This is a genomic window from Rahnella bonaserana (assembly GCF_019049675.1).
Lineage (GTDB): Bacteria > Pseudomonadota > Gammaproteobacteria > Enterobacterales > Enterobacteriaceae > Rahnella > Rahnella bonaserana.
Map to the genome: position 1 here is coordinate 112914 of NZ_JAFMOW010000059.1, position 24308 is coordinate 137221.

The window sequence follows — 24308 nt, forward strand, 5'->3', positions numbered from 1 at the left end:
CTTGAAGCAAAGGACCCTTTCATGGAACAACAACGCAAGGCCGCACACAGCGGCTGGTATCATGAAACACAATCCAGCCAGTATGGACACCTGCCGCTCGATCCCCATGCTGCGTTAGTTCAGGATCGCTTTCTGCTCGGACTGGATAATCAGCTTGATCCGACACTTCGCCAGTTGCTTAATGAGCGCCAGAAACTTCTGCGTGCTTCCCGCGCCAGCTATGAGGTGCTTTTCCCGGATCATCTCAGCGTATCGCGTACAGAAACGCTTTCTTTATATGACCGCCTCAGCAGTGCGCTGACCGTTGCGCAGGTGACCGGAGTACAATCACTTTGTAGCCATTACGCCGCCCGCCTCGCCCCGCTTTCCAGCCCTGATGCCTCCCGTGAAAGTAATATCCGCCAGACTCATATCACTCAGTTCGCCCGGTTACTCGCCACTCAGCCCACGCTTATCACGCCGTCTATGCTGGATCAGCTCAGCCACGTAGGGTTCAGTACGCGGGATATCGTGACCTTCACGCAACTGATCGGTTTTGTCAGTTATCAGGCGCGCGTGCTGGCCGTAGTGAATGGTTTGCGCGGGCGTGCGGCCGCGGTGCTCCCCGGATTCCCGGCGCCGGAAGGTTGCGAGCAGAAAGGGTTTTCGCTGGCCATGTTGCAATGGAAATCAAGGCTGCCGGAAGTGGCACCGGATGCCGCAAGCAAGCATCAGCAGGATGTTCTGGATTTGATCGCGCCCGATGCGCGCTCTTCTTCTTTTTACACTTTGCTGGTGCATGACGCCGATGCGCTGAGCGAATTCTCTGCCGTCTTTAATCATGTGATGCAGGCCGGTGAGCGTCCAAAAGCTGCGTGGCGCGAGTTATCGGCGGTGGCAACCTCACAGTTAAATGGTTGCCTGTACTGCGCAGGGATCCATGGACGTCTGTATCTGGAAGCCGGCGGCAACGCAGCCATTATCGGCTCCTTGTTCGAAGAAAATCATCGCGACGATGCCGTTGATGCACTGTCGAAAACGCTGTCCGACAGAAAGGAAGCTGCCTTGCTGGAGGCCGTGATTACGCTGACCCGCACGCCGGAACGTTTTGACGCGCGCCAGTTACACGGATTATCAGATGCCGGTTATTCGGCAACACAATCTCTGGATATCCTGCTGACCGCCGCGCTGTTCAGCTGGTCAAATCGTCTGATCCAGACACTTGGCGATACGCTGAACGGCTAAGTTCAGTCCGGAACCCTTCATGCTATTGCTTCTCTTTCCGGCAGGATATTCCCCTGCCGGAAAAGCCAAATGTAAATACCCCCGCCACCTAACCGCCATAAGTCGTACTAATCTTATTTTCAATCGGAAATTTAGTGTTAAAACGAGATGCAGATCACACTAGACTGTGTCTCATTCTGAATACCTTCGCAGCGTTGTTTTTCCGTTTCATAAAACCCCGTAAAGAGCGTCACAATCCAGACGTATTCACTATTTATTCACCTCTCGATGGGTGAATAATCCAGTTAAGAGTTTTTGAGAAAAACAATAACAAAATTAGAATGTGGAATATTATTTATACAACATATTCACATTGTCTATTTAGAAAACATAAACGTTAATTCTGCATAACATTTCGAACACAGTTTAATCAGGCCGGATAAGTTAAATGTAACAGCATATGTCAAACTCCTTGCCTCATTTACGAAGATAGTGAACATTACTTGCCGTCATCCCATCTTATAACAATGCAAAGGGTGCTTATTTCGCGCCACTTATGCGTTTCTGCTCTATAAAAGCAGAAGGAATAAACAGAGGTACGAGTGTCAACTGCAAACAAAACACCCAACAATGAAAGCGTGAGTCTGAACGCCTTCAAACAGCCAAAAGCGTTTTATCTGATCTTCTCCATCGAATTGTGGGAACGTTTCGGTTATTACGGCCTGCAAGGGATTATGGCGGTTTACCTGGTCAAAATGCTTGGCCTGAGTGAAGCTGACTCCATCACCCTGTTCTCATCTTTCAGTGCGCTGGTTTACGGCTTCGTGGCCATTGGCGGCTGGTTAGGTGATAAAGTTCTCGGCTCAAAACGCGTGATCGTGCTCGGCGCGATAGTTCTGGCGTTAGGTTATTCCTTCGTTGCATATTCTGGCCACGAAGTGTTCTGGGTTTATCTGGGTATGGCGACTATCGCCGTCGGTAGTGGCTTATTTAAAGCAAATCCATCCTCATTGCTTTCTACCTGCTACGAAAAAGATGACCCGCGTCTTGATGGCGCATTTACCATGTATTACATGTCCGTCAATATCGGCTCATTCTTCTCCATGCTGGCAACCCCATGGCTTGCCGCGCAGTATGGCTGGAGCGTCGCGTTCTCTCTGAGCGTGGTCGGTATGTTAATCACCATCGTGAACTTCATGTTCTGTCGCAAATGGGTAAAACGTCAGGGTTCTAAACCAGACTTCTCCCCGCTGCAGTTCAAAAAGCTGCTGATGGTCCTGGTCGGTGTGGTTGCACTGGTCTTCCTGTCCAGCTGGTTGCTGCATAACCAAACTATCGCACGTATGGTTCTGGGTGTGGTTTCCGTAGGGATCATCATTGTCTTTGCGAAAGAAACCTTCTCTATGAAGGGTATCGCACGTCGTAAGATGATTGTGGCGTTCCTGCTGATGATGGAAGCCGTCGTGTTCTTCGTGCTGTACAGCCAGATGCCAACGTCTCTGAACTTCTTTGCTATTCATAATGTCGGCCATGACCTGCTGGGTATCAGCTTCCAGCCTGAACAGTTCCAGGCCCTGAACCCGTTCTGGATCATGGTAGCCAGCCCGATTCTGGCCGCGATATACACTAAAGTAGGCGACCGTATGCCTATGCCGCACAAGTTTGCCATTGGTATGGTGCTCTGTTCAGGCGCGTTCCTGGTTCTGCCATGGGGTGCAAGCCTGGCAAATGAACAGGGCATCGTTTCTGTTAACTGGCTGGTGCTGAGCTATGCACTGCAAAGTATCGGTGAACTGATGATTTCCGGTTTGGGTCTGGCGATGGTTGCACAGCTGGTACCACAGCGTCTGATGGGCTTCATCATGGGCGCATGGTTCCTGACTACCGCGGCTGCGGCGATTATCGCGGGCTACGTGGCGAACCTGACGGCTGTGCCTTCCGACATTGAAGATGCGCACGCTTCTCTGGCAATTTACAGCCATGTGTTCCTGCAAATTGGTATTGCGACCGCTGTGATTGCCGTGCTGATGCTGGTAACTGCCTCTAAGCTGCACCGCATGACGCTGGATCGTGACACTGACGAGAAGCAACCTGAACTGGCTTCTGCTGCTCAGTAAACGCAGAACGTCATTCTTGATGGTTGACGAACGCCTCCCCCGGGAGGCGTTTTTTATGGACGCATTTTTATGGACGCGTTTTTATGGACGCGTTTTTATGGACGAACGTCTCCCACGATTTACCCGAGATAATAACGCCCTTTTCCGCTTTGTTTTGCCCGATACATGGCGGCATCAGCGCGCGCCATCAGCGTATCGGGTAACAAAGGCTGACGCGCACGCCCTACCGCCACGCCAATACTGGCTGACAGCGAAACCGGCACGTCCGCTACGCGCTCCACACTGCGTAATGCGTTCATGAGACTGATGCAAATCCGGCTGACGTCGCTTTCCGTATTCACTAAATGACCCAGCAGGACCGTAAACTCATCCCCCGCCAGACGTGCAACCACGTCATGAGAACGCAGATTATCGCGCAAGGTATGTCCGAAAAACTTCAGGATCAGGTCGCCAAATTCGTGCCCGTAGGTGTCGTTGTAAGCTTTAAAGTTATCAATGTCTAAAAAAAGTAAGGCTATGTCTTTGTCTGCTTTTTCTTGTTGTCTGGCCGCGTAAATCAGGGATTGCTGAAATGCACGCCGGTTAGGAAGTCCGGTCAGCGAATCATGATTGGCTTCGAATTCCAGCTGCGCCTGGAGTTCTTTAATCTCACTGATGTCGGTCGAAAGGCCATAGTAGCCGCGGCCACCGTCATCACAAGGGATAAGCGTCGTGTGTAAAACGCCCCCCTTTCCGTGACGGGAATAACCGGGTAACTCGATGTCATAACTGACGGCAACGCCTTGCAGAACCTGACGAATATAAGGCTCGATTTGCTGGTACGTTGTATGCCCGACGACGTCTTTCACCTGCCGGCCACGCACTTCATCTTCTGCCACGCCATACCAGCTGGCATGAAAGTGGTTCACAAAAATGTATTCTTCATTCGCATCCACATGACAAATCAGTGCCGGAATGTTGTCGGTTATGGCCCGCAGCCGGTTTTTGCTTTCCGTCAGTTCCCGTTCCCGGTTCAGACGTTGTGCAATTTCCTGATGCAACTGATCCATCGCAACCTGCAGTTCATTGGTGCGCGCAGCCACCCGTCTCTCCAGATCGCCCTGCAACGAATACAGCGTCTGCTCAATGTTTTTGCGCTCAGTAATGTCGCTGATCACCACAATATAGTGGTGTGCCTCGCCGGCTGCGTTACGTACCAGAGAAGCGGTCAGCGTCACCCACAGCGTGCTGCCATTAGATCGCTGAAGCAGTTTCTCAACGCTGAAACTGTTAATTTCACCCGAGAGCAAACGAGGGATCAGACTATCTTCTGCATAGAGATCTTCAGGATGGGTAACGTCATGAAGCAGGCAACTGCGTAGCTGGTATTCGGCGTAACCCAGCATGTTACATACCTGAGGATTAATACGCAGCCACCGCCAGTCGAGTCCGACCAGAGAAAACCCGACAGCAGCGTGAGCGAATGTCTGCTCAAATAAGGCTTCGCTTTTCGCCAGATTATCCTCCACCCGCGCCGTGTACTGCCGGTTTTCCAGATGAAAAATGTAGCTTTGTACCAGCGCGGTCATATCCAGCAACGTTTGCCCGTCTTCCTCACTCCACTCTCTCGCCCGGTCATCAATCAGACACAGTGCTCCCAGAGCGGCACCCTGCTGGGAGTGCAGTGCGCAACCAGCATAGAACACAATATGCGGTTCGCCGGTGACAAGCGGATTATCGTGAAACCGTAAATCCAGCCTGGCATCTCTGACAATCAGGGGGCCGGTTTCAAGAATGGTATGGCCACAAAATGAGGTATCGCGCGGGGATTGATTGATATCAATGCCGGTATGGGACAAAAACCACTGCCGGTCGGCATCAATCAGTGAAACAACAACGGCTTTAGCCTGAAACTGGCGCGCAGCCATGCGGGTGATACGGTCGATCTCCTCAATTCTGGGGGAATCTAAGATGCCCAGAGAAGCCAGTATCGCAAGCCGAGCCTGTTCATCAACTGCCTGTTGAGGGACTAACATAATGCACTCTCAATGATAACTGGTGGATATGTCATCAAGTCTACTGCGTTTAACCGGAAAACCGGCTCTGATTCCGCCCGTGCCGGGCAAAAATCAGAATAGTGACAGATCACTAAAAACATCTTTATTTAACGAAATTGGTACAAACAGCGGCAAATTAACGGCTAAAGTGAGCTGACCCAATTCACATGCGTGGCATCAACCTGGTCGGATTGTTCTGCGTCACGGCGGTATTTCTGTCGCATTTCTGACGGCGTGGCGCCATAAAACTCCAGAAAGTAACGGCGCAGCGCAGCCGGTTCAAGCCCGCACTGACGGGCGATGACAGCCAGGCTCTGATCAGACATGGATGACGTACGCAGCAGACGTTTGGCGAGCAACAGACGGCGGCTGCGGATAAACTGCGCAATGCCACCCAGTGGCTCAAACAGCCGGTATAACCCCGAGCGCGAGATGGCAAAGTTTTTACACAGCACATCGACGCTCACCGGATGACTCAGGTGTTTTTCGATGAACAAACAAATGCGTTCCAGACGGGCACTTTGCTCAAACGGATGCTCAACTTTTTTGCCCGCCACCAGATGCAGAGTTTGCAGGAAAACAGAGGCCGCACCTTCACCGGTACTCAGCACTTCCTGCTCAGTCATCTGATCAAAGACCTGTACCATCGTCGCAAAATGATTGCGCAAAATGATGTTGACCGGCGATGTCGCAGGAATGCGTTTACCGTGCAGGGCAGCAATATCGACATTAAAATGCAGGCTGTGTTTGGGCATAATAATGTACTGATAGGAGCCCAGACGTGGTTTCTGATCACCCGGATACACATGAATTTTGATTGGCTGCGACATATCCTGGATCAGGATATCGCCCTGTGCCAGCGTGAAGCGCTCACCAAAACACTGGCACTCCATTCCGCCGATGATAATGATGAAAATGACAATGTGATCGGGCATGGAAAACAGATTGCCATACTGGCGGTTAATGTCGTGCTCGCTGACGGTCAGAACGCCGCCGATGACGCGCCCGAAATTGTATCCGGTTACGCCCCAGTCAAATTCATCCCTGTGACGATCGGGCAGTTCCAGCTTAAAGCCTGCGCTGGACATCCCGTCCTCCCATTCATAGAAACGGGTCTCGAAGTCCTGATAGATGTTGGCACCGTCTACTATCTTTCGTGAAGATGAATCGCTCATTTTCTCACCGAAAATTAAGATAATTCTGAAACGATAATCTACCTCCTGCTGATAAATCAATGCGTAGCAGCAATTGGCAATACTTTTTTCCTGAATTCTTATATTTTGGAGGGCGGAATAAACTGCGCAAAGGGTTGTAAAATCAGGGATTAAGCGCCGTTAATCACACGATTGATTTGTCAGGTTATTCGCGATAATTATTTTGGGATCGGTTAATATCATGTTGAAGATCCTCACTTTCGTGATTTGCTATTCTTAAAAAAACACGATCCATTTTTCACCCAACCGTCGCCAGGAAATGCCCATGGAAAAAAGAAAGGTCCTGGATGAAGGACGTCAGCTCAAGCGTATAAATGCGGAAACCCGCAGACAATCGCACATGCACAAATGGTTTGCCATAGTGGCCGCCCTCGATTGCGTGCTGGTTATTTTTTATGATCAGGACATGCGCAATATCGTTTTCTCAGCCAGCGTTTGCATCGTCTGTACTTTTCTGTGGCTCAAAGGCCGCAAACAATCCCGCAATTATCGTCGTGAATGGGACCAGAAATTCGGCACTAAAAAGCATCCCTGAGCATTTTCCCTGCGCCTTCGTCTGGTTTAATCCCCCTCGATCATAAAGAAATTCCTAAATTTGATAAAAGTGTTTCTGTCCCGTGCGATTAATAAGTCAAAATAACCACCGGCATACCCGCAAATAACAACTTATAAAATTTATGCATCTCGACGTTTACACGTTATTTATATTTGAGCTTTTTATTCTCATCCTGCTCACTACCGTTATGCTGTTCGCATGGATCGGAGGTCGCAGGGATCCTACGCTCGGGCTCACGGCCCTGATGCTGGCATTCTCCACCGCAGGCACGTTGCTCAGCAGCATGCGTTCAGGCGTGAGCGAAATTATTCCCGTGGTCTTCAGTAACATGATGATTTTGCTCTGTTACGGAATTATGTGGGCCGCATTAAGAATGTTTACTGGCCGCAGGGTATTTCTGCCGGTGGTATGTTCCGGACCCGTTATCTGGCTCCTGTTCTGCCTGTATCCGGCGTTTTACCACAGCCTTGAGCAGCGGATTTTCCTCACCTCATTGTTAACGGCGGCTTATACCCTGCTGGCGACACTCGAGCTCTGGCATGCACGCAGGCAACTGCATGTGACTTACTGGCCCGCACTGCCACTGAGTTTTTTCCACGCCTGTTTCTATCTGGCACGTCCTTTCTTTGATGACGGTTTGCCGTATGCCGAGATGGCGGGAGGTCATAGCAGCGGATTCTTCGCTATACTGATTTTTGAAGCCATTTTGTATGCTATCTGCCTGTCTTTCATTATTCTTGCCATGGTGTATGAGCGCGGTCAGCTGGGTTATAAGCAGGCCTCGTTGTCTGATCCGCTGACAGGCGTTGGCAACCGCAGGGCCTTTCTTGAGCGCGGCAATGAGCTTGTCAGGAAGCGTAAAAACAACGATTTTCCTTTACAGCTGATCTTATTTGATCTGGATAATTTTAAACGGCTTAATGACCAGTATGGCCATGCCGGCGGCGATTCGGCCCTGGTTTTCTTTTGTAATCTGGTCAACTCTTCCCTGGAGAAAAAAGATATTTTTGCCCGTATTGGCGGAGAAGAATTCGCCTGCCTGACGACACGGCCCAGAGATCAGGCGATACGGATGGCGGAGAATATTCGTTTTCAGCTGGCAGAGAATTCGCAGCACAATATTCCGATGACGGTCAGCGCAGGACTGGCGTTCAGTGAACCCGATCAGGACTCAATCTCACATTTATTAATTCAGGCAGATCATGCTTTGTATCGGGCTAAATCTGCCGGTAAAAACCGCATTGAGCTGAGTTGATCGTTATTCACCCGAACAAAATATCGAATACCTCACTTAGGGCGTGATAAGCGATTGAATTTTAGAATTTAAAAACATCGGTAATATTCTCGTCCAATTGTGAGTAATAATTGCAAAAACAACCTGATGAGTCACCGGCTTTGACACTGCGCCACACCACACTCATATTCTGCTCGGGGTAGTTAACTCATGCTTACTGATATTGCGATATGCCAGGCAGTTCTTGATGCGCTTCCCGAGGCAACGGTGCTGAAAGATGACAGCCGTAAATTGGTATTTCTCAATCAGAAAGCCAGTGAGTTTTATGGTCGTCCGCGTGAAGAGTTAATTGGTCAGGATGTTTCATTTTTTACCGAACCGGACCAGGCTGCCCGTCAGCGCGAGCGGGATATCGAAGTGCTGGAAACGGGTGAAAAAACGGTTAACGAAGAAACACTGGTGGATCCTTCAGGAAAGCGGCGCAATGTGCTGGTGCGCAAGTCACGCGTCACGCTTGAGACGCGGCATTTTATTCTGACCTCCATCATGGACATCTCCCTGCTGCGCAGTTCCGAAGCGCAAATCCGTTATCTTGCCCGCCATGATGTACTGACCGGTCTGCCTAACCGCACGGCGCTAAGTGAAGAACTCAGCCAGATTGCGGCACAGCGGATGTATCGTCCGGAACCCTGCGCACTGCTCCTGCTTAATCTTAACGATTTCAATTACATCAACGATACCTATGGTTATCAGGCCGGTGATGCGATTTTATGTGAATTCGGACAGCGTTTGCGTAATGAAGTGGGTAGCAGCGGCACGGTTTCACGCATCGGCGGCGATGAGTTCTCGATTATCTTGCGCAATAATCCGACCAGCGAAATGGCCAACAATCTGGCGCTGGAAATTCTGGTGATGATGCGCCAGCCTTTCACGCTGACGCGCGCTAACCCGATGATGACCCTTTCTTTCGGTATTGTGATGTTTGGCGCTGAAAATATTACTGCCGGGGAAATTATGCGTCGCGGGAATACTGCGCTGCTGGAAGCCAAGCAACGCGGCAAGAATATGTTCTCGTTCTATTCTGAATTGCTGGATGCCAGCAGCGTCAGTAAACGTATTATGGTGAAAGCGCTGGCAGAATCGCTGGCTAAAGAAGGCGATCTTTCCTGCGTATACCAGCCGATTTTGCGCAGTCGTGACGAAAAGGTCGTGTGCGTGGAAGCGCTCGCCCGCTGGAATCACGGTGTGCTCGGGCAAGTCTCGCCGGTGCAGTTTATTGCTCTGGCAGAAGAAACCGGTCTGGTGATCCAGCTCGGTGAAATCGTTCTCCGTCAGGCCTGCCGGGATATTAAGAACTTCAGCCAGCTCAATCTGGCGATTAATGTCTCCGCGGTACAACTGGGAGAACCTGATTTCGGGCCGCGAATTCTGGCCGTTCTGGCAGAAGAGAACTTCCCGCCTTCACGTCTGGAGCTCGAACTGACCGAAACTTCGGTGATGAACGCCAATGCCATCAGTCTCAGTCATCTGGTGAAACTGCGCAAAGCCGGTGTGAAAATTTCGCTCGATGATTTCGGTACCGGTTATTCCAGCCTCAGTTTATTGAAAGATATCTCAGTAGACAGCGTTAAAATCGACCGTTCATTTGTGCAGTACGTCACAGAAGTGAACGATACCGCTGCCATTGTTTCTGCCGTCTCCCAGCTCGGCAATAAAATGCATCTCAATGTGATCGCTGAGGGCGTAGAAAATCAGCTTCAAAAATCCTTTTTAGTATCAGCAGGTTGCTCGCATTTGCAGGGCTATCTTTTCTCACGGCCGGTACCGGTTGAAGTATTATCAACGTTGCTGACCACTGAGATGAATATGTCAGCCATTATCTGAAACGCTGATACATAAGCTTCATAGATAACTCAAAACGCCTTATTAATTCATTCAATTGGCGCTCGTCCCTGTTTTACTGACATGATCCGAGGCTGATAAATTACGCCGTTTAAGGAAATACATCATGTCATCGTTTTCAGGTATCTGGGTCCCGCTGGTCACACCTTTCCATGAGGGTGAGATCGACTTTACTGCACTGAAATCTTTGTGCACCCGGCTGCTCAAACGGGGCGTTGATGGCGTTGTCGTTTGCGGAACCACCGGTGAAGCACCGATGCTCACCAAAGAAGAACAACTTCAGGTTCTGGATGCCGTGCTGGAAATCGTACCCGGCCATCAGGTGATCATGGGGCTTTCCGGTACCCATATGCCGGTTATCCGCGAAATGCAGGATGCGATACTTCAGCGCCCTGTCGCAGGCCTGCTGATCCCCGCACCTTATTACATCCGCCCTTCTCAGGCCGCGCTGGTTGCCTGGTTTAGTGAAATTGCCGACCATTCAACGGTGCCGGTGGTGCTTTACAATATTCCTTACCGTACCGGCGTGCAGATGGAGCTGGACACATTCCGCCAGCTGGCTAAACATCCGCAGATCAGCGCAGTCAAAGATTGTGGCGGAAGTATTGATCTGACGCTTTCACTGCTCGCTGACGGGGAACTGGATGTGCTTTGCGGTGAAGACGTACAGATTTTCTCGACACTGAGTCTGGGCGGCGCCGGTGCCATTGCCGCTTCTTCGCATATTTTCCCGGAAGAGTTTGTTCAGCTTATCCGTCAGTTCAAAGAGCAGGATATTGTGGCGGCACGTAAAACATTTTTCAGCCTGCTGCCGATGATCCGACTGATGTTCTCTGCCCCTAATCCGGCGGCGATTAAATATGCCTTATCGCTAGACGGCCTGATGAAAAATGAGCTGCGTTCACCGATGCTCCCTGCCCCGCAAAATGTTGAAGTGGCAGTCCGTGATTACCTGAATCAGCATTCCCGCTAACAGCCTGAGGTTAAGCAGAATATGAGGAGTCAGGCTCATTGTCACAATTAAAACACTGACTTTTGCTCCCGCCAGTTCTAGGATAGAAGCAGTTTTTATATAGCCGAATCGCTGTCCCGTGAAACCTTTGTGTTTTACGGGATCAGACGGGTTGCTCATCAAATGGAGTGTTTATGAAACTGTATTATAAATCCGGTGCCTGTTCTCTTTCCCCGCATATCGTCCTGCGTGAAGCAGGTCTGGACTTCAGCATTGAGAAAGTTGATCTGGCGACCAAGAAAACCGAAACCGGTGATGACTTCCTCGCAGTGAACCCGAAAGGGCAAATCCCGACACTGTTGCTCAATGATGGCAGCATTCTGACCGAAGGCGTGGCTATCGTGCAGTATCTGGCCGATCAGAAACCTGATCGTCAGCTGATGCCGGAACAAGGTACGCCGGCTCGCTATCATGCGCTCGAATGGCTGAACTATATTGCGACTGAGCTGCATAAAGGCTTCTCTCCGCTGTTCAATCCAAAAACGCCGGATGATTTCAAAGCTGTGACCCGTGAAGCCCTGAGCAAAAAATTTGCTTACGTCAATGAGTCACTGAAAGACAATCAGTTCCTGCTGGGTGCCCGTTTCAGCGTGGCTGATGCCTATCTGTTCACCGTGATGGGCTGGGCAAAAGCACTGAAGTTTGACCTGAGCGCACTGACCGAACTGAATGCGTATCTGGATCGCGTGGCTGCACGCCCTGCCGTTGACGCGGCACTGACGGCAGAAGGCCTGAAGTAATTATTGAGTCTGTTGACTGAAAAAATGAGTACAAACAAAAACGCCCCGGCTGCATCAGCACGGGGCGTTTTTTATGCAGGTTAATATCAGAGTTTAACCGCCGGGAAATGGTGCTCAGGTTTGACCATCTTGTCCTGCGCCGCCACGATTTGGAGTTCATACTCACCCATCGCGTGGGTAGTCAGCATCACTTCGTAAACCGCCGCCGTGACGTGTTCCAGCGCTTTATCCAGCGCTTCGCCTTTGAGCAGATTAACCAGCAGCAAGCCGCTGGTCAGGTCACCGACACCGACCGGCTGACGCACACCAAAATCCACCAGCGGACGGTCGATATGCCAGGCTTCATCTGCCGTTACCAGCAGCATTTCAAAGCGATCGCTGTGATAACCGGCGCGGCTTAAATGTTTCACCAGCACAATTTTCGGGCCTTTGCTGATGAGCTCACGAGCCGTTGTGACCGCTTCTTCAACACTTGCTACCGCATGGCCGCTGAGTAATTCCAGCTCCAGCAGGTTCGGGGCGATAATATCGCAGTTAACCAGCGCCTGATTGCAATGGAACTCAGCCACGCCCGGTGCCACGATACAGCCCTTTTCTGGATGCCCCATGACCGGGTCGCAAAAATACCAGGCATCCGGATTGGCCGCTTTCACCAGTCGGACAATCTCCAGAATGCTCTGCCCCTGCTCCGGCGAGCCGATATAGCCACTCAGCACCGCGTCACAATCCTTCAGACGGTCAATGTCCGCAATCCCCTGCGCGATTTCAGTCAGATGCGCAGCAGGCATCACGCAGCCAGTCCAGTGGCCATACTGAGTATGATTGGAGAACTGAACGGTATTCAGTGGCCAAACGTTTGCGCCCATACGACGCATAGGGAATTCCGCCGCGCTGTTACCCGCGTGACCAAAAACCGTGTGTGACTGGATAGAAAGAATGCTTTTCATGAGGAATTTCCGATTGCAACGTCATCGGGAGATGGCGGAATAACTGATATCAGTGAACAAAAACGGGAGGCCATTCAGCCCCCCGTTTTGCTGGCTTAAAACTTATGCCCAGAGCAACAGGGTGTAGTTCTTTTTACCGCGACGCAGCAAGGTATAACGACCAAACAGACGATCGCTGTCAGTGAAGCTGTATTCAGTGTCAGTCTGTTTTTCTCCGTTTACGGAAACTGCGTTTGAAGAAATCATGGTACGCGCCTGACCTTTCGACGGTGCCATCCCCGCAATCACCAGTGCCTGTTGCAGGTCAGTGTCGCGTGGCACTTCAAACAGCTCCAGACCATCCTGCGCCAGCTGACCGAAATCGACTTCTGTCATTTCACTCAGGGAACCGGAGAACAGGCTCTGCGTGATACGTTTCGCTGCCGCCAGACCTTCTGCGCCGTGAACCATACCAGTCACTTCTTCCGCCAGAACGTACTGCGCGCGAGGCGCTTTGCCGCTGGTTTTATCTTCTTCTTCCAGCGCATTGATGTCCTCAATGCTCATGAAGGTGAAGAACTTCAGGAAGCGGTAAACATCGGCATCCGCGGTGTTGATCCAGAACTGGTAGAATTTGTACGGGCTGGTTTTTTTCGGATCCAGCCAGACTGCGCCGCCTTCGGTCTTACCGAATTTGGTACCGTCAGATTTGGTGATCAGCGGAACGGTCAGGCCGAACACTTGTTTCTGATGCAGACGACGGGTCAGATCGATACCTGACGTGATATTGCCCCACTGGTCTGAACCACCGATTTGCAGCTCAACTTTATGCAGATCGTAAAGGGACGCAAAATCGTAACCCTGCAACAGGTTGTAAGAGAATTCGGTGAAGGAGATGCCGCTGTCATCGCGGTTCAGACGCTGTTTCACCGCTTCTTTGTTGATCATCTGGTTAACGGAGAAGTGTTTACCGATATCACGCAGGAAGGTCAGCACGTTCATGCCACCGAACCAGTCGTAGTTGTTGGCGGTGATCGCGCTGTTTTCGCCGCAGCTGAAATCCAGGAACGGAGAAACCTGCTGGCGGATTTTCTCAACCCACTCGTTCACGGTTTCATTGGTGTTCAGCTTACGCTCGGTCGCTTTAAAGCTTGGGTCACCGATAAGGCCGGTTGCGCCACCGACCAGCGCCACAGGCTTGTGGCCGTTCAACTGGAAGCGTTTCAGGCAAAGCAAAGGCACCAGATGTCCCAAATGCAAGCTGTCTGCGGTAGGATCGAAACCGCAATAGAGTGCAATTGGCCCTTGCGCCAGTCGCTCTGCTAACGCTTCTTCATCCGTTACCTGGGCAATGAGGCCCCGCTCTTGCAGTTGTTTAATCAGGTTGCTGCTCGCCATCAAAGACTCCGTTTGTTTGTACTTAGAAAAATGTACTGAATGTGTGCAGATTCATGTCTGACATCATGCCGCGCATGTGCCTTTTATCTCACCTTTACGGGGAACGACATAGAATAAAGCGCTCGTCGCCCGAGCGCTAGGAAATCGCGCGTTTTTTCGCGGTTAAGGTGCGAGGCGGTCTATTTTCCAGCCAGTTTCCGTCCCGGCTTCATCACGCTGATAAATGAACCGGTCGTGCAGACGATGTTCGCCGCCCTGCCAGAATTCCATTGAATCAACTTTGACGCGAAAACCGCCCCAGAAACTTGGCAGCGGCACTTCGCCCTGGCTGAATTTCTGTTTCAGTTCGAGGAATTTACTTTCCAGCACACCGCGCGCCGAAATACGGCTGGACTGCTGAGACACCCACGCGCCGATCTGACTGTCTTTCGGACGGCTGGTGAAGTATTTCATGACTTCCAGCGTCGATAAACGTTCGGCCTGACCGAGAACGGTCACCTGCCGGTCAAGCATATGCCACGGGAACAACAGGCTGATACGGGAGTTGCCCGCCAGTTGCTGTGCCTTACGGCTGCCGAGATTGGTGTAAAACACCAGCCCCTTTTCATCATAATGTTTGAGCAGCACGATACGCTGGAAGGGTTGACCGTTTTCATCCACCGTCGCCACCACCATTGCCGTCGGATCGGCAAGACGGGCATCACACGCCTGTTTAAGCCAGTGTTCAAACAAAGGCAGCGGTTCCGGCGTTAAATCAGCACGACGTAATCCGCCACGGGTGTATTCACGGCGCGAGTCCGCAATATCAAATTCTTTATTATCAGCCATATGGGTCGAATGCGTATCAAAGGAAGGTAAACGCATTGTGCACCCGCCGCATCAGGATCTCAACGTTCCTGACACGGGGTTTAGAAAGAGAAATTATGAAAAATGAAGCTACCCAAAATAATTCGAGATGCAAAAAGGCGGCAAGTGAGGGAATCCCCGGGAACATAGATAACTCTATGACCGGGGTGAGCAAACGCAGCCAACGCGTTTGCAGTTCGAAGTATGACGGGTAGGTTTATTTTTGAATGCAATCATCGATGATGACGTTCTCACCACGCTGGACGAAAGCCTGATCGCCTTTCGACCAGAATGTGTAACGGCCATCGCTGTATTTGGTACCAGAAGCGGACTCAACTTGTTTCAGTTTCAGCTGCTCGCCGTCCATCAACATATTGACCTGCTGTGCCGGTTTATCCAGCGTGACGGTCAGCGGCAATGTTCCACACTGGTAGTGCAGTTCCTGCGTCGGGCTTTCGGTCTGATGACTGAACTGGCTACATCCGGCCAGCGTTAATCCTGCAAGAGAAGCGATGATCGCCTTTTTCATTCTGAACTCCCTGAGTGTTCTCGGTTTATCTGTTATGTACCATGCCGCGTTGCACAACACATTGAGATAAAACCGAGAACGCGTCAGGCGCGGGTTGAAACTACCGGATAAATCGCCCCGAGTAAGGTTTCGCGGCTGGCACCTGTGACGGAAGGCAAATTACCTGACTGACCCGATAAGGTTCTGAACGCCAGCCAGGCAAACGCCAGCGCTTCCATATCATCACCGCTGATCCCGCAGGCATCCGTGGTACACACTTCAGTGCCCGGCAGCATTGCGGAAAGGCGCGTCATCAGCAGAGGATTACGCGCACCACCGCCGCAGACCATCAGACGATCACATCCGCCTGCCAGCTGAACCTGCTCGGCGATACTGACTGCCGTGAGTTCAGCCAGCGTGGCCTGTACGTCGGCAGGAGAAATTTCCGCTGCGCGCGCCAGCTGCTTTTCCAGCCACGCCATATTGAAGTATTCACGGCCGGTGCTTTTTGGCGCTGGTTCTGCAAAGTATGGGTCGGACAACATCTGCTGCAGCAGACGCAAATTCACCCGCCCCTCATTCGCCCACTCCGCGCCTTTATCATAAGGTTGCGCTTTATGACGCCAGATCCACGCATCCATCAGCATATTGCCAGGGCCGGTGTCGTAGCCGCGCACCGGTTGTCCCGGCAGTAACATGGACAGGTTCGCAATGCCGCCGATATTAAGGATCATTCTGCGCTCAGCCGGATCGGACAGCAGAGCCTGATGGAACGCCGGAACCAGCGGCGCACCCTGTCCGCCCCATGCCATATCGCGACGACGGAAATCCCCGACAGTCGTAATGCCGGTCATGGCGGCAATACGGTTGTTATCGCCCAGTTGCATCGAAAACGTGGTATCGCCTTTAGGCTGATGCCAGACCGTCTGCCCGTGGCAGCCAATCGCGGTCACTTCTTCCGGTGAGATATCGGCGCTTTTCAGCAGCCCTAAAATGGCCTCACCAAATAATATCCCCAGCTGAGTATCGAGCTTACCGACCTCTTCCAGCGTCACCTTCTGTCCCTGGCACATACCGAGAATGGCATTCTTCAATGCAATAGGGATAGGATGCGAGTAGCTGGCCTGTTGCGCGACCAGCCGCTCGTCGATTGCAGCCAGTACCACATCCACGCCATCAAGACTGGTGCCGGACATCACGCCGATATAACGACCTGACTTCATAGATAACATCCTCAACTCCCGGAAAACATCCGACAAAAAGTAATAGTGACAGAGTAATCGGTATAGGAAGCATTGCGCCATGAGTTACTCAGTTTTTATTACACCCTGTGATGGCTTCGTGTTTTTCTTGTTACGAATTTTAATTTTTGAAAACAGGATGGCGATAAATCAGCCAATAACAACATTAAGGGCAAACATATTTGATTGCACTCACTGCTGTCTAAAACTTAAACCTGCGTTTATTATTAGTTGAACACGCCTCCTGTATACTTGGAGAAAGTGAAGTAAATATGGTATACGACCACCCTCGACACTGATGTTGAACTGTGTACTGTTTTTTCTCTGTTGTTGTGGCTAGTCTGAACGCCGTACAGCAGCATAAAAAAGGAGCTATTTATGATTAAGCGTTTACTCGTCGTCGCCCTTGCCGGCATTTCTCTTGCTGGCTGCGTCAGCGATAACTCACTGTCTGGCGACGTTTACTCCTCGTCTCAGGCGAAGCAAATTCAACAGGTGACCTACGGGACTATCGTTTCTACACGTGCGGTACAAATCCAGGGCGGCGATGATTCAAACATCGTGGGTGCTTTGGGTGGTGCGGTACTGGGTGGTTTCCTCGGTAACACGGTTGGCGGCGGTACGGGTCGCAGCCTGGCAACGGCTGCAGGCGCAGTTGCCGGTGGCGTCGCAGGTCAGGGCGTACAGAGTTCTCTTAACCGTTCAAACGGTGTAGAACTGCAAATTCGTCGTGATGACGGCACAACCATTCAGGTTGTCCAGAAAGCCGGCGCAACGAAATTCAGCGTAGGTCAGCGTGTCAGCATGGCGAGCAGCGGCAGCACCATTACCGTTTCCCCAAGCGCCTGATTTGTTCTGCAGCGCAAACAAAAAACCGAAGCCAATGGCTTCGGTTTTTTTATGGGTAGAGCAAATATGACGCTGTGTGACAAAAATAGATAAAAAATCGGTTCTTATGATTTGCTTTGCAGTGAAGCAATATTTTTTTCCAGCCGGGATAACATCCCGCCCAGTTGTTCAATTTCTACCGAAGACATGCCAGACAAAATTTCTTTACGCGTGGAATCAATAACGGATTCCATTTCATTGATGATTGGCGCGGCTTCTTCAGTCAGCTTGATGCGCTTAGCACGGCGATCGCTCGCACAAGTCTGACGGGTAATCAGTTTCTTTTCTTCCAGTTGATCCAATGTACGAACCAAAGACGGCTGCTCAATCCCGATGGCTTTCGCCAGCTGAATTTGAGACTGCTCCGGAGGCAACATGTTGATATTGTGCAGTGTTACCCAGTGCGTTTGCGTGAGTTCCAACGGTTTTAACCGATCGTCAATCAACGCACGCCAGGCACGAACTAATCGTGCTAGATCTGACCCCAGATTCGATTCCAATTATCCCCTCCTTATAATTAGCATGCTAAGATAACTCCCCAGAGTTTAGCTTAGTTTTTGGAACTTTATTCGAGAAATTACAATTCTATATATAATGATAGGTACTAATGCATCCGGCAGCGGTATCCCCGCTTTCAGATCTGAACTTGTTTATAACACAATCACCGGCAGAGATTAATATTGTGAATGCGCAAATGTTTCACTCAGGCTTCCCGCTACCGGATCTGGTCCTGGGTGCCTCACTTTATTTCCCCCCGATGTTCAAAGCGCTTTTACTGGGGCTGGTATTCTGGCTTCTGATACACCGGCTAGTGCGCGACTGGATTTATTCCGGCGAAGTCTGGCATCCCACCCTGATGGATTTATCTCTTTTTGTTATCTCTATTTGCGCCGCACTGATACTTATGGTGAACCTCTGAAATGAAATTTAAGACCCTCAAATATTTCTCGACAGTGCTGGTTTTCGCCGTCGCAATTTGCGCCGGATGGTGGATGTGGAATTATTATATGCAGTCGCCCTGGACGCGGGATGGCAAAGTTCGCGCCGAAATTGTGGATATCACACCGGAAGTCTCCGGACGGATCACTGAAATAAATATCCATGACAACCAGTTTGTTAAAAGTGGAGATCCCCTTTTCAGTCTCGATCCTGTGCCCTTTAAAATCGCCGTCGATAATGCCGAAGCTGAAGTCGCGAAAGCGGCAGCTGATTTAGCCAAAGCCAATCATGAAGCCCGGCGACGTCGCGGGCTCGGCACGAACGTTATATCCGCTGAATCCTTAGATGAATCCAATATCAGCGCCAAAGCGATGCAGGCACAATATCAGGCTGCGCAGGCGTCATTAGAACAGGCGAAGTGGAATCTGAGTAAGACCCGAATTGTCGCGCCGACTGACGGTTATATCACCAATCTGCAAACCCGCAGAGGAAACTATGCCACCGCTGGTACGCCGCTGGTCGGGCTGGTGGATATCCATTCTTTCTATGTGCTGGGATATTTCGAAGAAACCAAACTTAAAAATATTCGCGAAGGAAATATGGCGGATATCACCCTCTTTAACGGCAATATTCCGTTGCAGGGGCGGGTCGAAAGTATTGGCCGTGCTATTTACGACCAGAGTCTCGATTCACAGGAAGATTTACTAATGAACGTAAAACCGAATGTACCGTGGGTGCGACTTGCGCAGCGAGTCCCGGTAAGAATTAAGCTTGAAAATGTGCCAGAGCATGTTGTTCTGGTGGCCGGAACCACCTGTACGATTTCCGTGCGTAATTAAGGTTTCGTCGTGAATCTTTCCTGGCTCGACTGGAAAAATACCCCGTGGGGAAAGGCCACGGGCGGCCAATGGCGGTATGCTTTACGCAATTCCATTGCGATGATACTCGCGCTCTATATCGCTTTTGAATTCCAGATGGACGAACCTTACTGGGCGCTGACATCCGCAGCCGTGGTCAGTTTTCCGACCGTGGGTGGCGTCATCAGTAAAAGCATCGGCAGGATTATAGGCAGTTTGCTGGGGGCCACAGGCGCGGTATTTATTGCCGGGCATTGTCTGAACGAGCCGTGGCTATTCACTTTTGCCATTGCGGCGTGGCTGGGGATTTGTACTTATGTCTCCAATCATTATCAGAACAACGTTTCTTACGCGTTTGCTCTTGCGGGGTATACAGCCGCCATCATTGCGTTTTCAACGGTAGATGTCGCCGATCCGACTCAGATTTTTGATATCGCTCAGGCCCGTGTCGGAGAAGTCGTCACCGGTATTTTGTGCGGCGGTTTTATGATGATGGTGCTGCCCAGCACCTCGGACGGCGATGCCCTGCTCACCTCGCTGCGTAAAATGCATACCCAGCTGCTGGAGCATGCGCAGTTGCTGTGGCGCAGCGAAATCTCCGACCAGATACGCACCTCGCACGAAGGTTTGATCGGGCAAATCCTGACTATGAATCTGTTGCGCATTCAGGCCGTCTGGAGCCATTACCGTCTGCGCCGTCAGAATAATGTGCTCAATTATCTGCTTCATCAGCAGTTGCGCATGACCAGTTATATTTCCAGCTTGCGCCGCATGTTACTTAACTGGCCGACGCCGCCAGAAAACCTGACTGAGGTGCTCAGTGTTTTACTCGATGAACTGCGTAAACCCGATACCGATAAATACAAACTGTCGAAAATTCTTCAACACATTAAACCTCACGACACCTCTGATTTTCGTCATCAGGCATTCTGGCAGCGGTTACGTGACTTTTGCTGGCTGTATCTGCGCAGTGAACGCTGGCTTCGCCGTGTGGAAAACGCCAATGTGGCGGAAGCTGAAACACTCCAGCCTCCCAAAATCAGCCATCTTGCACAGCACACTGATACGCTGGAAGCCGCATATAACGGACTGCGAACTTTTTTATGTATCCTGATTGGCTGCGCGTTCTGGATGAGCACACAGTGGGATTCCGGCGCCGGTGCTGTGGCACTGACTGCGGTCAGTTGCGTGCTTTATTCCTCGACGGCCTCCCCTATCAGCAGCGTCACCCTGTTAATTAAATCGCTGGGCTTACTGTTTGTCGGCTGTTTTCTGCTCAAGTTCGGGCTGATGGTCCAGATCGACAACTTTTGGGTATTCTGCGCTTTCTTCCTGCCGATGCTGGTCACGATGCAGATGATGAAATTGCAGTACAAACGTTACGCCGGTTTGTGGGGACAAATGATTGTCTTCATGGGGTCTTTTTTAGCGGTGACTAACCCGCCGGATTTCGACTATCAGTCGTTAATGAACGATGGCGTGGCCAAGATTGCCGGTGTGATGCTGGCGGGCATTGCGTTTCAGGTCTTACGGCCAAGTTCTGATAAGCGTAAGAGCCGCCGTATTATCCGCGCCCTGCGTCGTGATTTTATGGATCAGCTCAGCCGCAAACCTTCGCTAAGCCATTTTCATTTCGAATCGCTGATTTACCACCGGATGAATCAGCTCAGTCAAAGTAAGGATCAGATTTCCCGCACCTGGCTGCTGCGCTGGGGCGTGGTGCTGCTCAATTGCAGTCATATTGTCTGGCAGCTACGTGAATGGGAAACCCGGTCTGATCCGCTTTCCGCGGTGCGTGACGTGTGTATTCATTGTCTGAAAGGCGTCATGACAGAGCGCGGCGTCAGCCACGAGAATCTGGATGCCACGCTGGCAGAGTTACTGCGAATGAGCAATTCCCTGGCGCATCACCCTGAAGCGGCGGCACGCGAACTGGCTGGGGTTATCTGGCGTCTCTACTGCTCACTGTCGCAATTGCAGCAGGCCATTTCAACGGATGAGGGCCCGGCCGCGCCGGTGGTCACAGCCACCAAACCTGCCTGACCTTTCAGCATTTAACGCTTCAGGCTGCGGATGCGCAACCTGAAGCAGACGCGATTAAGGAACGTCGTAGCCCAGGGCGGCTTTACGGATGCGGAACCATTGCTGACGGGTCATTTCCAGTGACAATGATTTCCAGGCTGATTTCACACGTTCAATTTTACCCGAACCGATAATCGGCAAAGGCTGCGACGGAAGACGCATCACCCAGGCGTAAACGACCTGTTCGATCGTATCGGCACCCATTTCGTTTGCCACAGCCTGAAGTTCATCGCGCAACGGCTGGAATTGTTCATCGCTGAACAAACGACCGCCCCCCAGGCAGGACCACGCCATCGGCCTGATGCGCAATTGCTGGCAGAGATCCAGCGTGCCGTCCAGAATCGCCGGCTGATGAACCGGGGAAATTTCCACCTGATTCGTGGCAAGCTGGAACGGCAGACGTGATTGCAACAGGCTGAACTGAGCCGGAGTGAAGTTTGAAACACCGAAATGTTTTACTTTGCCGCTTTTATGCAACTGCGTGAATGCCTCAGCGACTTCATCGGCATCCATCAGCGGATCCGGACGATGGATCAGCAGCAAATCCAGATAATCTGTATGCAGATTACTGAGCGATTTCTCAGCACGTTCCACAATGTATTTTGTGTCAGTGATGTAGTGACCGATTTTGTTATCAGGATTTGCCCGCGTCGCAATGCCACATTTACTGACCAGCTGCATTTTTTCGCGTAAAGCAGGCTTGAGTCGCAGAGCCTCGCCGAATGCGGCTTCACACTGATAATCTCCGTAAATATCCGCATGATCAGCCGTGGTGATGCCCAGTTCGATGTGCTGTTCCATGAAGGCCAGAATCTGTTGCGGCGTCATGTTCCATTCCATCAGACGCCAGTAACCGCAAATCAGTTTTGAGAATACCGGACCTTGAGGAGAAATCGGGGTACGCGCTTCCATTTTGAATCCCTTAAGTTTTTGATTTTCGCCCAACAGAATACACAACGCCTGCGGCGCTGTATTGATGCGGTGCGTAAGAATTACAAAGAAGCAGACGACCGTCACGGCACTGGCTGCTGGTATGAAAAATCAGAACAATTCCGGTTGTTCCGGCAAAGGTTCGTCGGGCTGTTTCCCGGCCCGCTGCTGACGCAAAAGTCTCTGCTGGCATAAACGCAGGACATGACGTTTTTCCGTATCCGTCATTTTCATCCAGCCGAAACGTTCCTCACGGCTGCGCAGGCAACCGCGACAATAACCGCGCTCATCGGCCTGACATATGCCACGGCACGGACTGGGGATTTCGAAAAATTCAAGTTGCTGGGCCACGCGCCCTCCGCAAATAACGGTGAACTTTTATTCAAGACGTTTTCTGCTCATCCTGCAAGAGGATCTGCAAAAAGGCACAGGGCGCGTAGTCAGGCAGAGGCCGGATGCGATAGAAAGAGGCATTGCAAACGGTCGCATGGCAGGAATTATGTTCCTAAATGCCATACCGATCAGTCTATTAAATCCGGAGTTTTTGAAAATGACCAAGCTTTTTACCCCGATTGTTGTCGGCAAAAATACCCTGCCTAACCGTGTCTTTATGGCACCGCTAACCCGCCTGCGCAGTATCGAACCGGGTGACATTCCTACCCCACTGATGGGCGAATATTACGCACAACGCCACAGCTCCGGCCTGATCATCACCGAAGCCACTCAGGTGTCCTTCCAGGCGAAAGGTTATGCCGGTGCACCGGGTCTGCATACACCAGAACAGGTGGCTGCGTGGAAAAAAATCGTCGCCGGCGTGCATCAGAAAAATGGTCACATCGCGGTTCAGCTTTGGCACACAGGCCGAATTTCTCATAACAGCGTTCAGCCGGATAATCAGACTCCCGTCGCGCCTTCTGCTGTGAATCCTGAAACCCGCACCAGCCTGCGCGATGAGCAAGGCCACGCCGTTCGCGTCGATTGCCCGACGCCGCGTGCGCTTGAACTGAGCGAAATCCCGGGGATCATCAACGATTTCCGTCACGCTGCAGAATGTTCTGCCGAGGCGGGTTTTGATTACATTGAGCTGCATGCGGCACACGGTTACCTGTTGCACCAGTTCATGTCCCCGGCGTCTAACCTGCGTGAAGACGAATACGGCGGCAGCATTGAAAACCGCACCCGCCTGACGCTGGAAGTGGTCGATGCCGCTATCGGCGCTATCGGCGCAGACCGTGTAGGTATTCGTATTTCACCAATGGGGCCGTTTAACGGGCTGGATAACGGTGAAGATCAGGAGCAGGCTGCTATCTATCTGCTGGATGAACTGAACAAACGTAAACTTGCCTACCTGCATATTTCTGAACCCGACTGGGCTGGCGGCAAACCTTACTCAGCGGAATTCCGCGCTGTGATCCGCGCTCATTATCAGGGCGTGATTGTCGGTGCCGGCGCTTATACCGCTGAGAAAGGCGAAGAACTTATCGAAAAAGGTTACATCGATGCCGTCGCTTTCGGTCGCAGCTATATCGCTAACCCGGACCTGGTTGAACGTCTGAAATCTCATGCTCCGCTTAACGAGCCAAAACCAGATACCTTCTACGGCGGTGGTGCTCAGGGTTATACCGACTACCCGACGCTGTAATGATTTAAAAGAGTGATCCCATTCTTGCAGCAGAAGA

The 24308-nt window shown here is 51.2% G+C and carries 22 protein-coding genes; 12 read left to right on the plus strand and 10 right to left on the minus strand.

The window, feature by feature from the left end:
* The first annotated feature begins 21 nt into the window (after positions 1 to 21).
* Complete coding sequence (locus tag J1778_RS09265; protein WP_217172929.1) at positions 22 to 1224, plus strand: CMD domain-containing protein; 1203 nt, start codon at positions 22 to 24, stop codon at positions 1222 to 1224.
* A gap of 581 nt (positions 1225 to 1805) precedes the next feature.
* Positions 1806 to 3320, plus strand: a complete 1515-nt coding sequence (dtpA, locus tag J1778_RS09270) for a dipeptide/tripeptide permease DtpA (protein ID WP_217172930.1) — start codon at positions 1806 to 1808, stop codon at positions 3318 to 3320.
* A 119-nt stretch (positions 3321 to 3439) separates the two neighbouring features.
* Here dtpA and J1778_RS09275 read toward each other — a convergent pair whose 3' ends face one another.
* On the minus strand, positions 3440 to 5335 hold the full coding sequence (locus J1778_RS09275; RefSeq protein WP_217172931.1) for a diguanylate cyclase domain-containing protein: 1896 nt from the start codon (positions 5333 to 5335) through the stop codon (positions 3440 to 3442).
* Positions 5336 to 5499: 164 nt separating this feature from the next.
* Positions 5500 to 6531, minus strand: coding sequence for a helix-turn-helix domain-containing protein (locus tag J1778_RS09280; protein WP_217172932.1), 1032 nt, complete (start codon positions 6529 to 6531; stop codon positions 5500 to 5502).
* A gap of 304 nt (positions 6532 to 6835) precedes the next feature.
* Here J1778_RS09280 and J1778_RS09285 point away from each other — a divergent pair, with 304 nt between their 5' ends.
* From J1778_RS09285 to gstA, 5 genes are all read left to right on the plus strand, one after another.
* Positions 6836 to 7105 (plus strand): hypothetical protein, encoded by a 270-nt coding sequence (locus J1778_RS09285; RefSeq protein WP_217172933.1) that lies wholly within the window; start codon positions 6836 to 6838, stop codon positions 7103 to 7105.
* 265 nt (positions 7106 to 7370) lie between these two features.
* Complete coding sequence (locus J1778_RS09290) at positions 7371 to 8381, plus strand: GGDEF domain-containing protein (RefSeq protein ID WP_217172934.1); 1011 nt, start codon at positions 7371 to 7373, stop codon at positions 8379 to 8381.
* Positions 8382 to 8570: 189 nt separating this feature from the next.
* Complete coding sequence (locus tag J1778_RS09295) at positions 8571 to 10244, plus strand: putative bifunctional diguanylate cyclase/phosphodiesterase (protein WP_217172935.1); 1674 nt, start codon at positions 8571 to 8573, stop codon at positions 10242 to 10244.
* Between the two features lie 124 nt (positions 10245 to 10368).
* Positions 10369 to 11235 (plus strand): 4-hydroxy-tetrahydrodipicolinate synthase, encoded by an 867-nt coding sequence (gene dapA / locus J1778_RS09300; RefSeq protein WP_217172936.1) that lies wholly within the window; start codon positions 10369 to 10371, stop codon positions 11233 to 11235.
* Positions 11236 to 11408: 173 nt separating this feature from the next.
* Positions 11409 to 12014 carry a glutathione transferase GstA gene (gene gstA / locus J1778_RS09305; RefSeq protein ID WP_217172937.1) on the plus strand — a complete coding sequence of 202 codons (606 nt, stop codon included), beginning with the start codon at positions 11409 to 11411 and terminating at the stop codon, positions 12012 to 12014.
* Positions 12015 to 12100: 86 nt separating this feature from the next.
* Here the strand turns inward: gstA and pdxY are convergent, their stop codons facing one another.
* The 5 genes from pdxY to anmK all read right to left on the minus strand — a co-directional run bounded on the left by pdxY (position 12101) and on the right by anmK (position 16915).
* A complete protein-coding gene (pdxY, locus tag J1778_RS09310; RefSeq protein WP_217172938.1) occupies positions 12101 to 12961 on the minus strand; it encodes a pyridoxal kinase PdxY in 861 nt (286 codons plus the stop codon).
* A 102-nt stretch (positions 12962 to 13063) separates the two neighbouring features.
* A complete protein-coding gene (gene tyrS / locus J1778_RS09315) occupies positions 13064 to 14338 on the minus strand; it encodes a tyrosine--tRNA ligase (protein WP_095921484.1) in 1275 nt (424 codons plus the stop codon).
* Positions 14339 to 14500: 162 nt separating this feature from the next.
* Positions 14501 to 15166: a pyridoxamine 5'-phosphate oxidase gene (pdxH, locus tag J1778_RS09320; RefSeq protein ID WP_217172986.1), complete on the minus strand. Its 666-nt coding sequence runs from the start codon at positions 15164 to 15166 to the stop codon at positions 14501 to 14503.
* Between the two features lie 235 nt (positions 15167 to 15401).
* The gene (locus J1778_RS09325) at positions 15402 to 15713 is read right to left on the minus strand and encodes an MliC family protein (protein ID WP_217172939.1); all 312 of its coding nucleotides are present in this window, start codon (positions 15711 to 15713) and stop codon (positions 15402 to 15404) included.
* Positions 15714 to 15796: 83 nt separating this feature from the next.
* A complete protein-coding gene (gene anmK / locus J1778_RS09330) occupies positions 15797 to 16915 on the minus strand; it encodes an anhydro-N-acetylmuramic acid kinase (protein WP_217172940.1) in 1119 nt (372 codons plus the stop codon).
* A gap of 396 nt (positions 16916 to 17311) precedes the next feature.
* Here anmK and J1778_RS09335 point away from each other — a divergent pair, with 396 nt between their 5' ends.
* Entirely contained in the window at positions 17312 to 17782 is a 471-nt protein-coding gene (locus tag J1778_RS09335; protein WP_217172941.1) for an outer membrane lipoprotein, read from the plus strand.
* 104 nt (positions 17783 to 17886) lie between these two features.
* Here J1778_RS09335 and slyA read toward each other — a convergent pair whose 3' ends face one another.
* A complete protein-coding gene (gene slyA / locus J1778_RS09340) occupies positions 17887 to 18321 on the minus strand; it encodes a transcriptional regulator SlyA (RefSeq protein WP_101077051.1) in 435 nt (144 codons plus the stop codon).
* Positions 18322 to 18515: 194 nt separating this feature from the next.
* Here slyA and J1778_RS09345 point away from each other — a divergent pair, with 194 nt between their 5' ends.
* Genes J1778_RS09345 through J1778_RS09355 form a run of 3 tightly spaced genes read left to right on the plus strand, consistent with a single transcriptional unit; the run spans position 18516 to position 21660 of the window.
* On the plus strand, positions 18516 to 18740 hold the full coding sequence (locus tag J1778_RS09345) for a DUF1656 domain-containing protein (RefSeq protein WP_217172987.1): 225 nt from the start codon (positions 18516 to 18518) through the stop codon (positions 18738 to 18740).
* 1 nt (position 18741) lies between these two features.
* Positions 18742 to 19599 (plus strand): efflux RND transporter periplasmic adaptor subunit, encoded by an 858-nt coding sequence (locus J1778_RS09350; RefSeq protein WP_217172942.1) that lies wholly within the window; start codon positions 18742 to 18744, stop codon positions 19597 to 19599.
* Positions 19600 to 19608: 9 nt separating this feature from the next.
* Positions 19609 to 21660: an FUSC family protein gene (locus tag J1778_RS09355; protein WP_217172943.1), complete on the plus strand. Its 2052-nt coding sequence runs from the start codon at positions 19609 to 19611 to the stop codon at positions 21658 to 21660.
* Between the two features lie 54 nt (positions 21661 to 21714).
* Here the strand turns inward: J1778_RS09355 and J1778_RS09360 are convergent, their stop codons facing one another.
* Both J1778_RS09360 and J1778_RS09365 read right to left on the minus strand, forming a co-directional pair.
* Positions 21715 to 22611, minus strand: a complete 897-nt coding sequence (locus J1778_RS09360; RefSeq protein WP_217172944.1) for an aldo/keto reductase — start codon at positions 22609 to 22611, stop codon at positions 21715 to 21717.
* A gap of 129 nt (positions 22612 to 22740) precedes the next feature.
* Complete coding sequence (locus J1778_RS09365) at positions 22741 to 22980, minus strand: DUF1289 domain-containing protein (protein WP_112287932.1); 240 nt, start codon at positions 22978 to 22980, stop codon at positions 22741 to 22743.
* A gap of 193 nt (positions 22981 to 23173) precedes the next feature.
* Here J1778_RS09365 and nemA point away from each other — a divergent pair, with 193 nt between their 5' ends.
* Complete coding sequence (gene nemA, locus J1778_RS09370) at positions 23174 to 24271, plus strand: alkene reductase (protein ID WP_217172945.1); 1098 nt, start codon at positions 23174 to 23176, stop codon at positions 24269 to 24271.
* The last annotated feature ends 37 nt before the right edge of the window (positions 24272 to 24308 follow it).

Coding starts and splice junctions, on each gene's coding strand:
- J1778_RS09265 (WP_217172929.1), top strand. CDS start 22: ATGGAACAACAACGCAAGGCCGCACACAGCGGCTGGTATCATGAAACA.
- J1778_RS09275 (WP_217172931.1), bottom strand. CDS start 5,335: ATGTTAGTCCCTCAACAGGCAGTTGATGAACAGGCTCGGCTTGCGATA.
- J1778_RS09280 (WP_217172932.1), bottom strand. CDS start 6,531: ATGAGCGATTCATCTTCACGAAAGATAGTAGACGGTGCCAACATCTAT.
- J1778_RS09285 (WP_217172933.1), top strand. CDS start 6,836: ATGGAAAAAAGAAAGGTCCTGGATGAAGGACGTCAGCTCAAGCGTATA.
- J1778_RS09290 (WP_217172934.1), top strand. CDS start 7,371: ATGCTGGCATTCTCCACCGCAGGCACGTTGCTCAGCAGCATGCGTTCA.
- J1778_RS09295 (WP_217172935.1), top strand. CDS start 8,571: ATGCTTACTGATATTGCGATATGCCAGGCAGTTCTTGATGCGCTTCCC.
- dapA (WP_217172936.1), top strand. CDS start 10,369: ATGTCATCGTTTTCAGGTATCTGGGTCCCGCTGGTCACACCTTTCCAT.
- gstA (WP_217172937.1), top strand. CDS start 11,409: ATGAAACTGTATTATAAATCCGGTGCCTGTTCTCTTTCCCCGCATATC.
- pdxY (WP_217172938.1), bottom strand. CDS start 12,961: ATGAAAAGCATTCTTTCTATCCAGTCACACACGGTTTTTGGTCACGCG.
- tyrS (WP_095921484.1), bottom strand. CDS start 14,338: ATGGCGAGCAGCAACCTGATTAAACAACTGCAAGAGCGGGGCCTCATT.
- pdxH (WP_217172986.1), bottom strand. CDS start 15,166: ATGGCTGATAATAAAGAATTTGATATTGCGGACTCGCGCCGTGAATAC.
- J1778_RS09325 (WP_217172939.1), bottom strand. CDS start 15,713: ATGAAAAAGGCGATCATCGCTTCTCTTGCAGGATTAACGCTGGCCGGA.
- anmK (WP_217172940.1), bottom strand. CDS start 16,915: ATGAAGTCAGGTCGTTATATCGGCGTGATGTCCGGCACCAGTCTTGAT.
- J1778_RS09335 (WP_217172941.1), top strand. CDS start 17,312: ATGATTAAGCGTTTACTCGTCGTCGCCCTTGCCGGCATTTCTCTTGCT.
- J1778_RS09345 (WP_217172987.1), top strand. CDS start 18,516: ATGTTTCACTCAGGCTTCCCGCTACCGGATCTGGTCCTGGGTGCCTCA.
- J1778_RS09350 (WP_217172942.1), top strand. CDS start 18,742: ATGAAATTTAAGACCCTCAAATATTTCTCGACAGTGCTGGTTTTCGCC.
- J1778_RS09360 (WP_217172944.1), bottom strand. CDS start 22,611: ATGGAAGCGCGTACCCCGATTTCTCCTCAAGGTCCGGTATTCTCAAAA.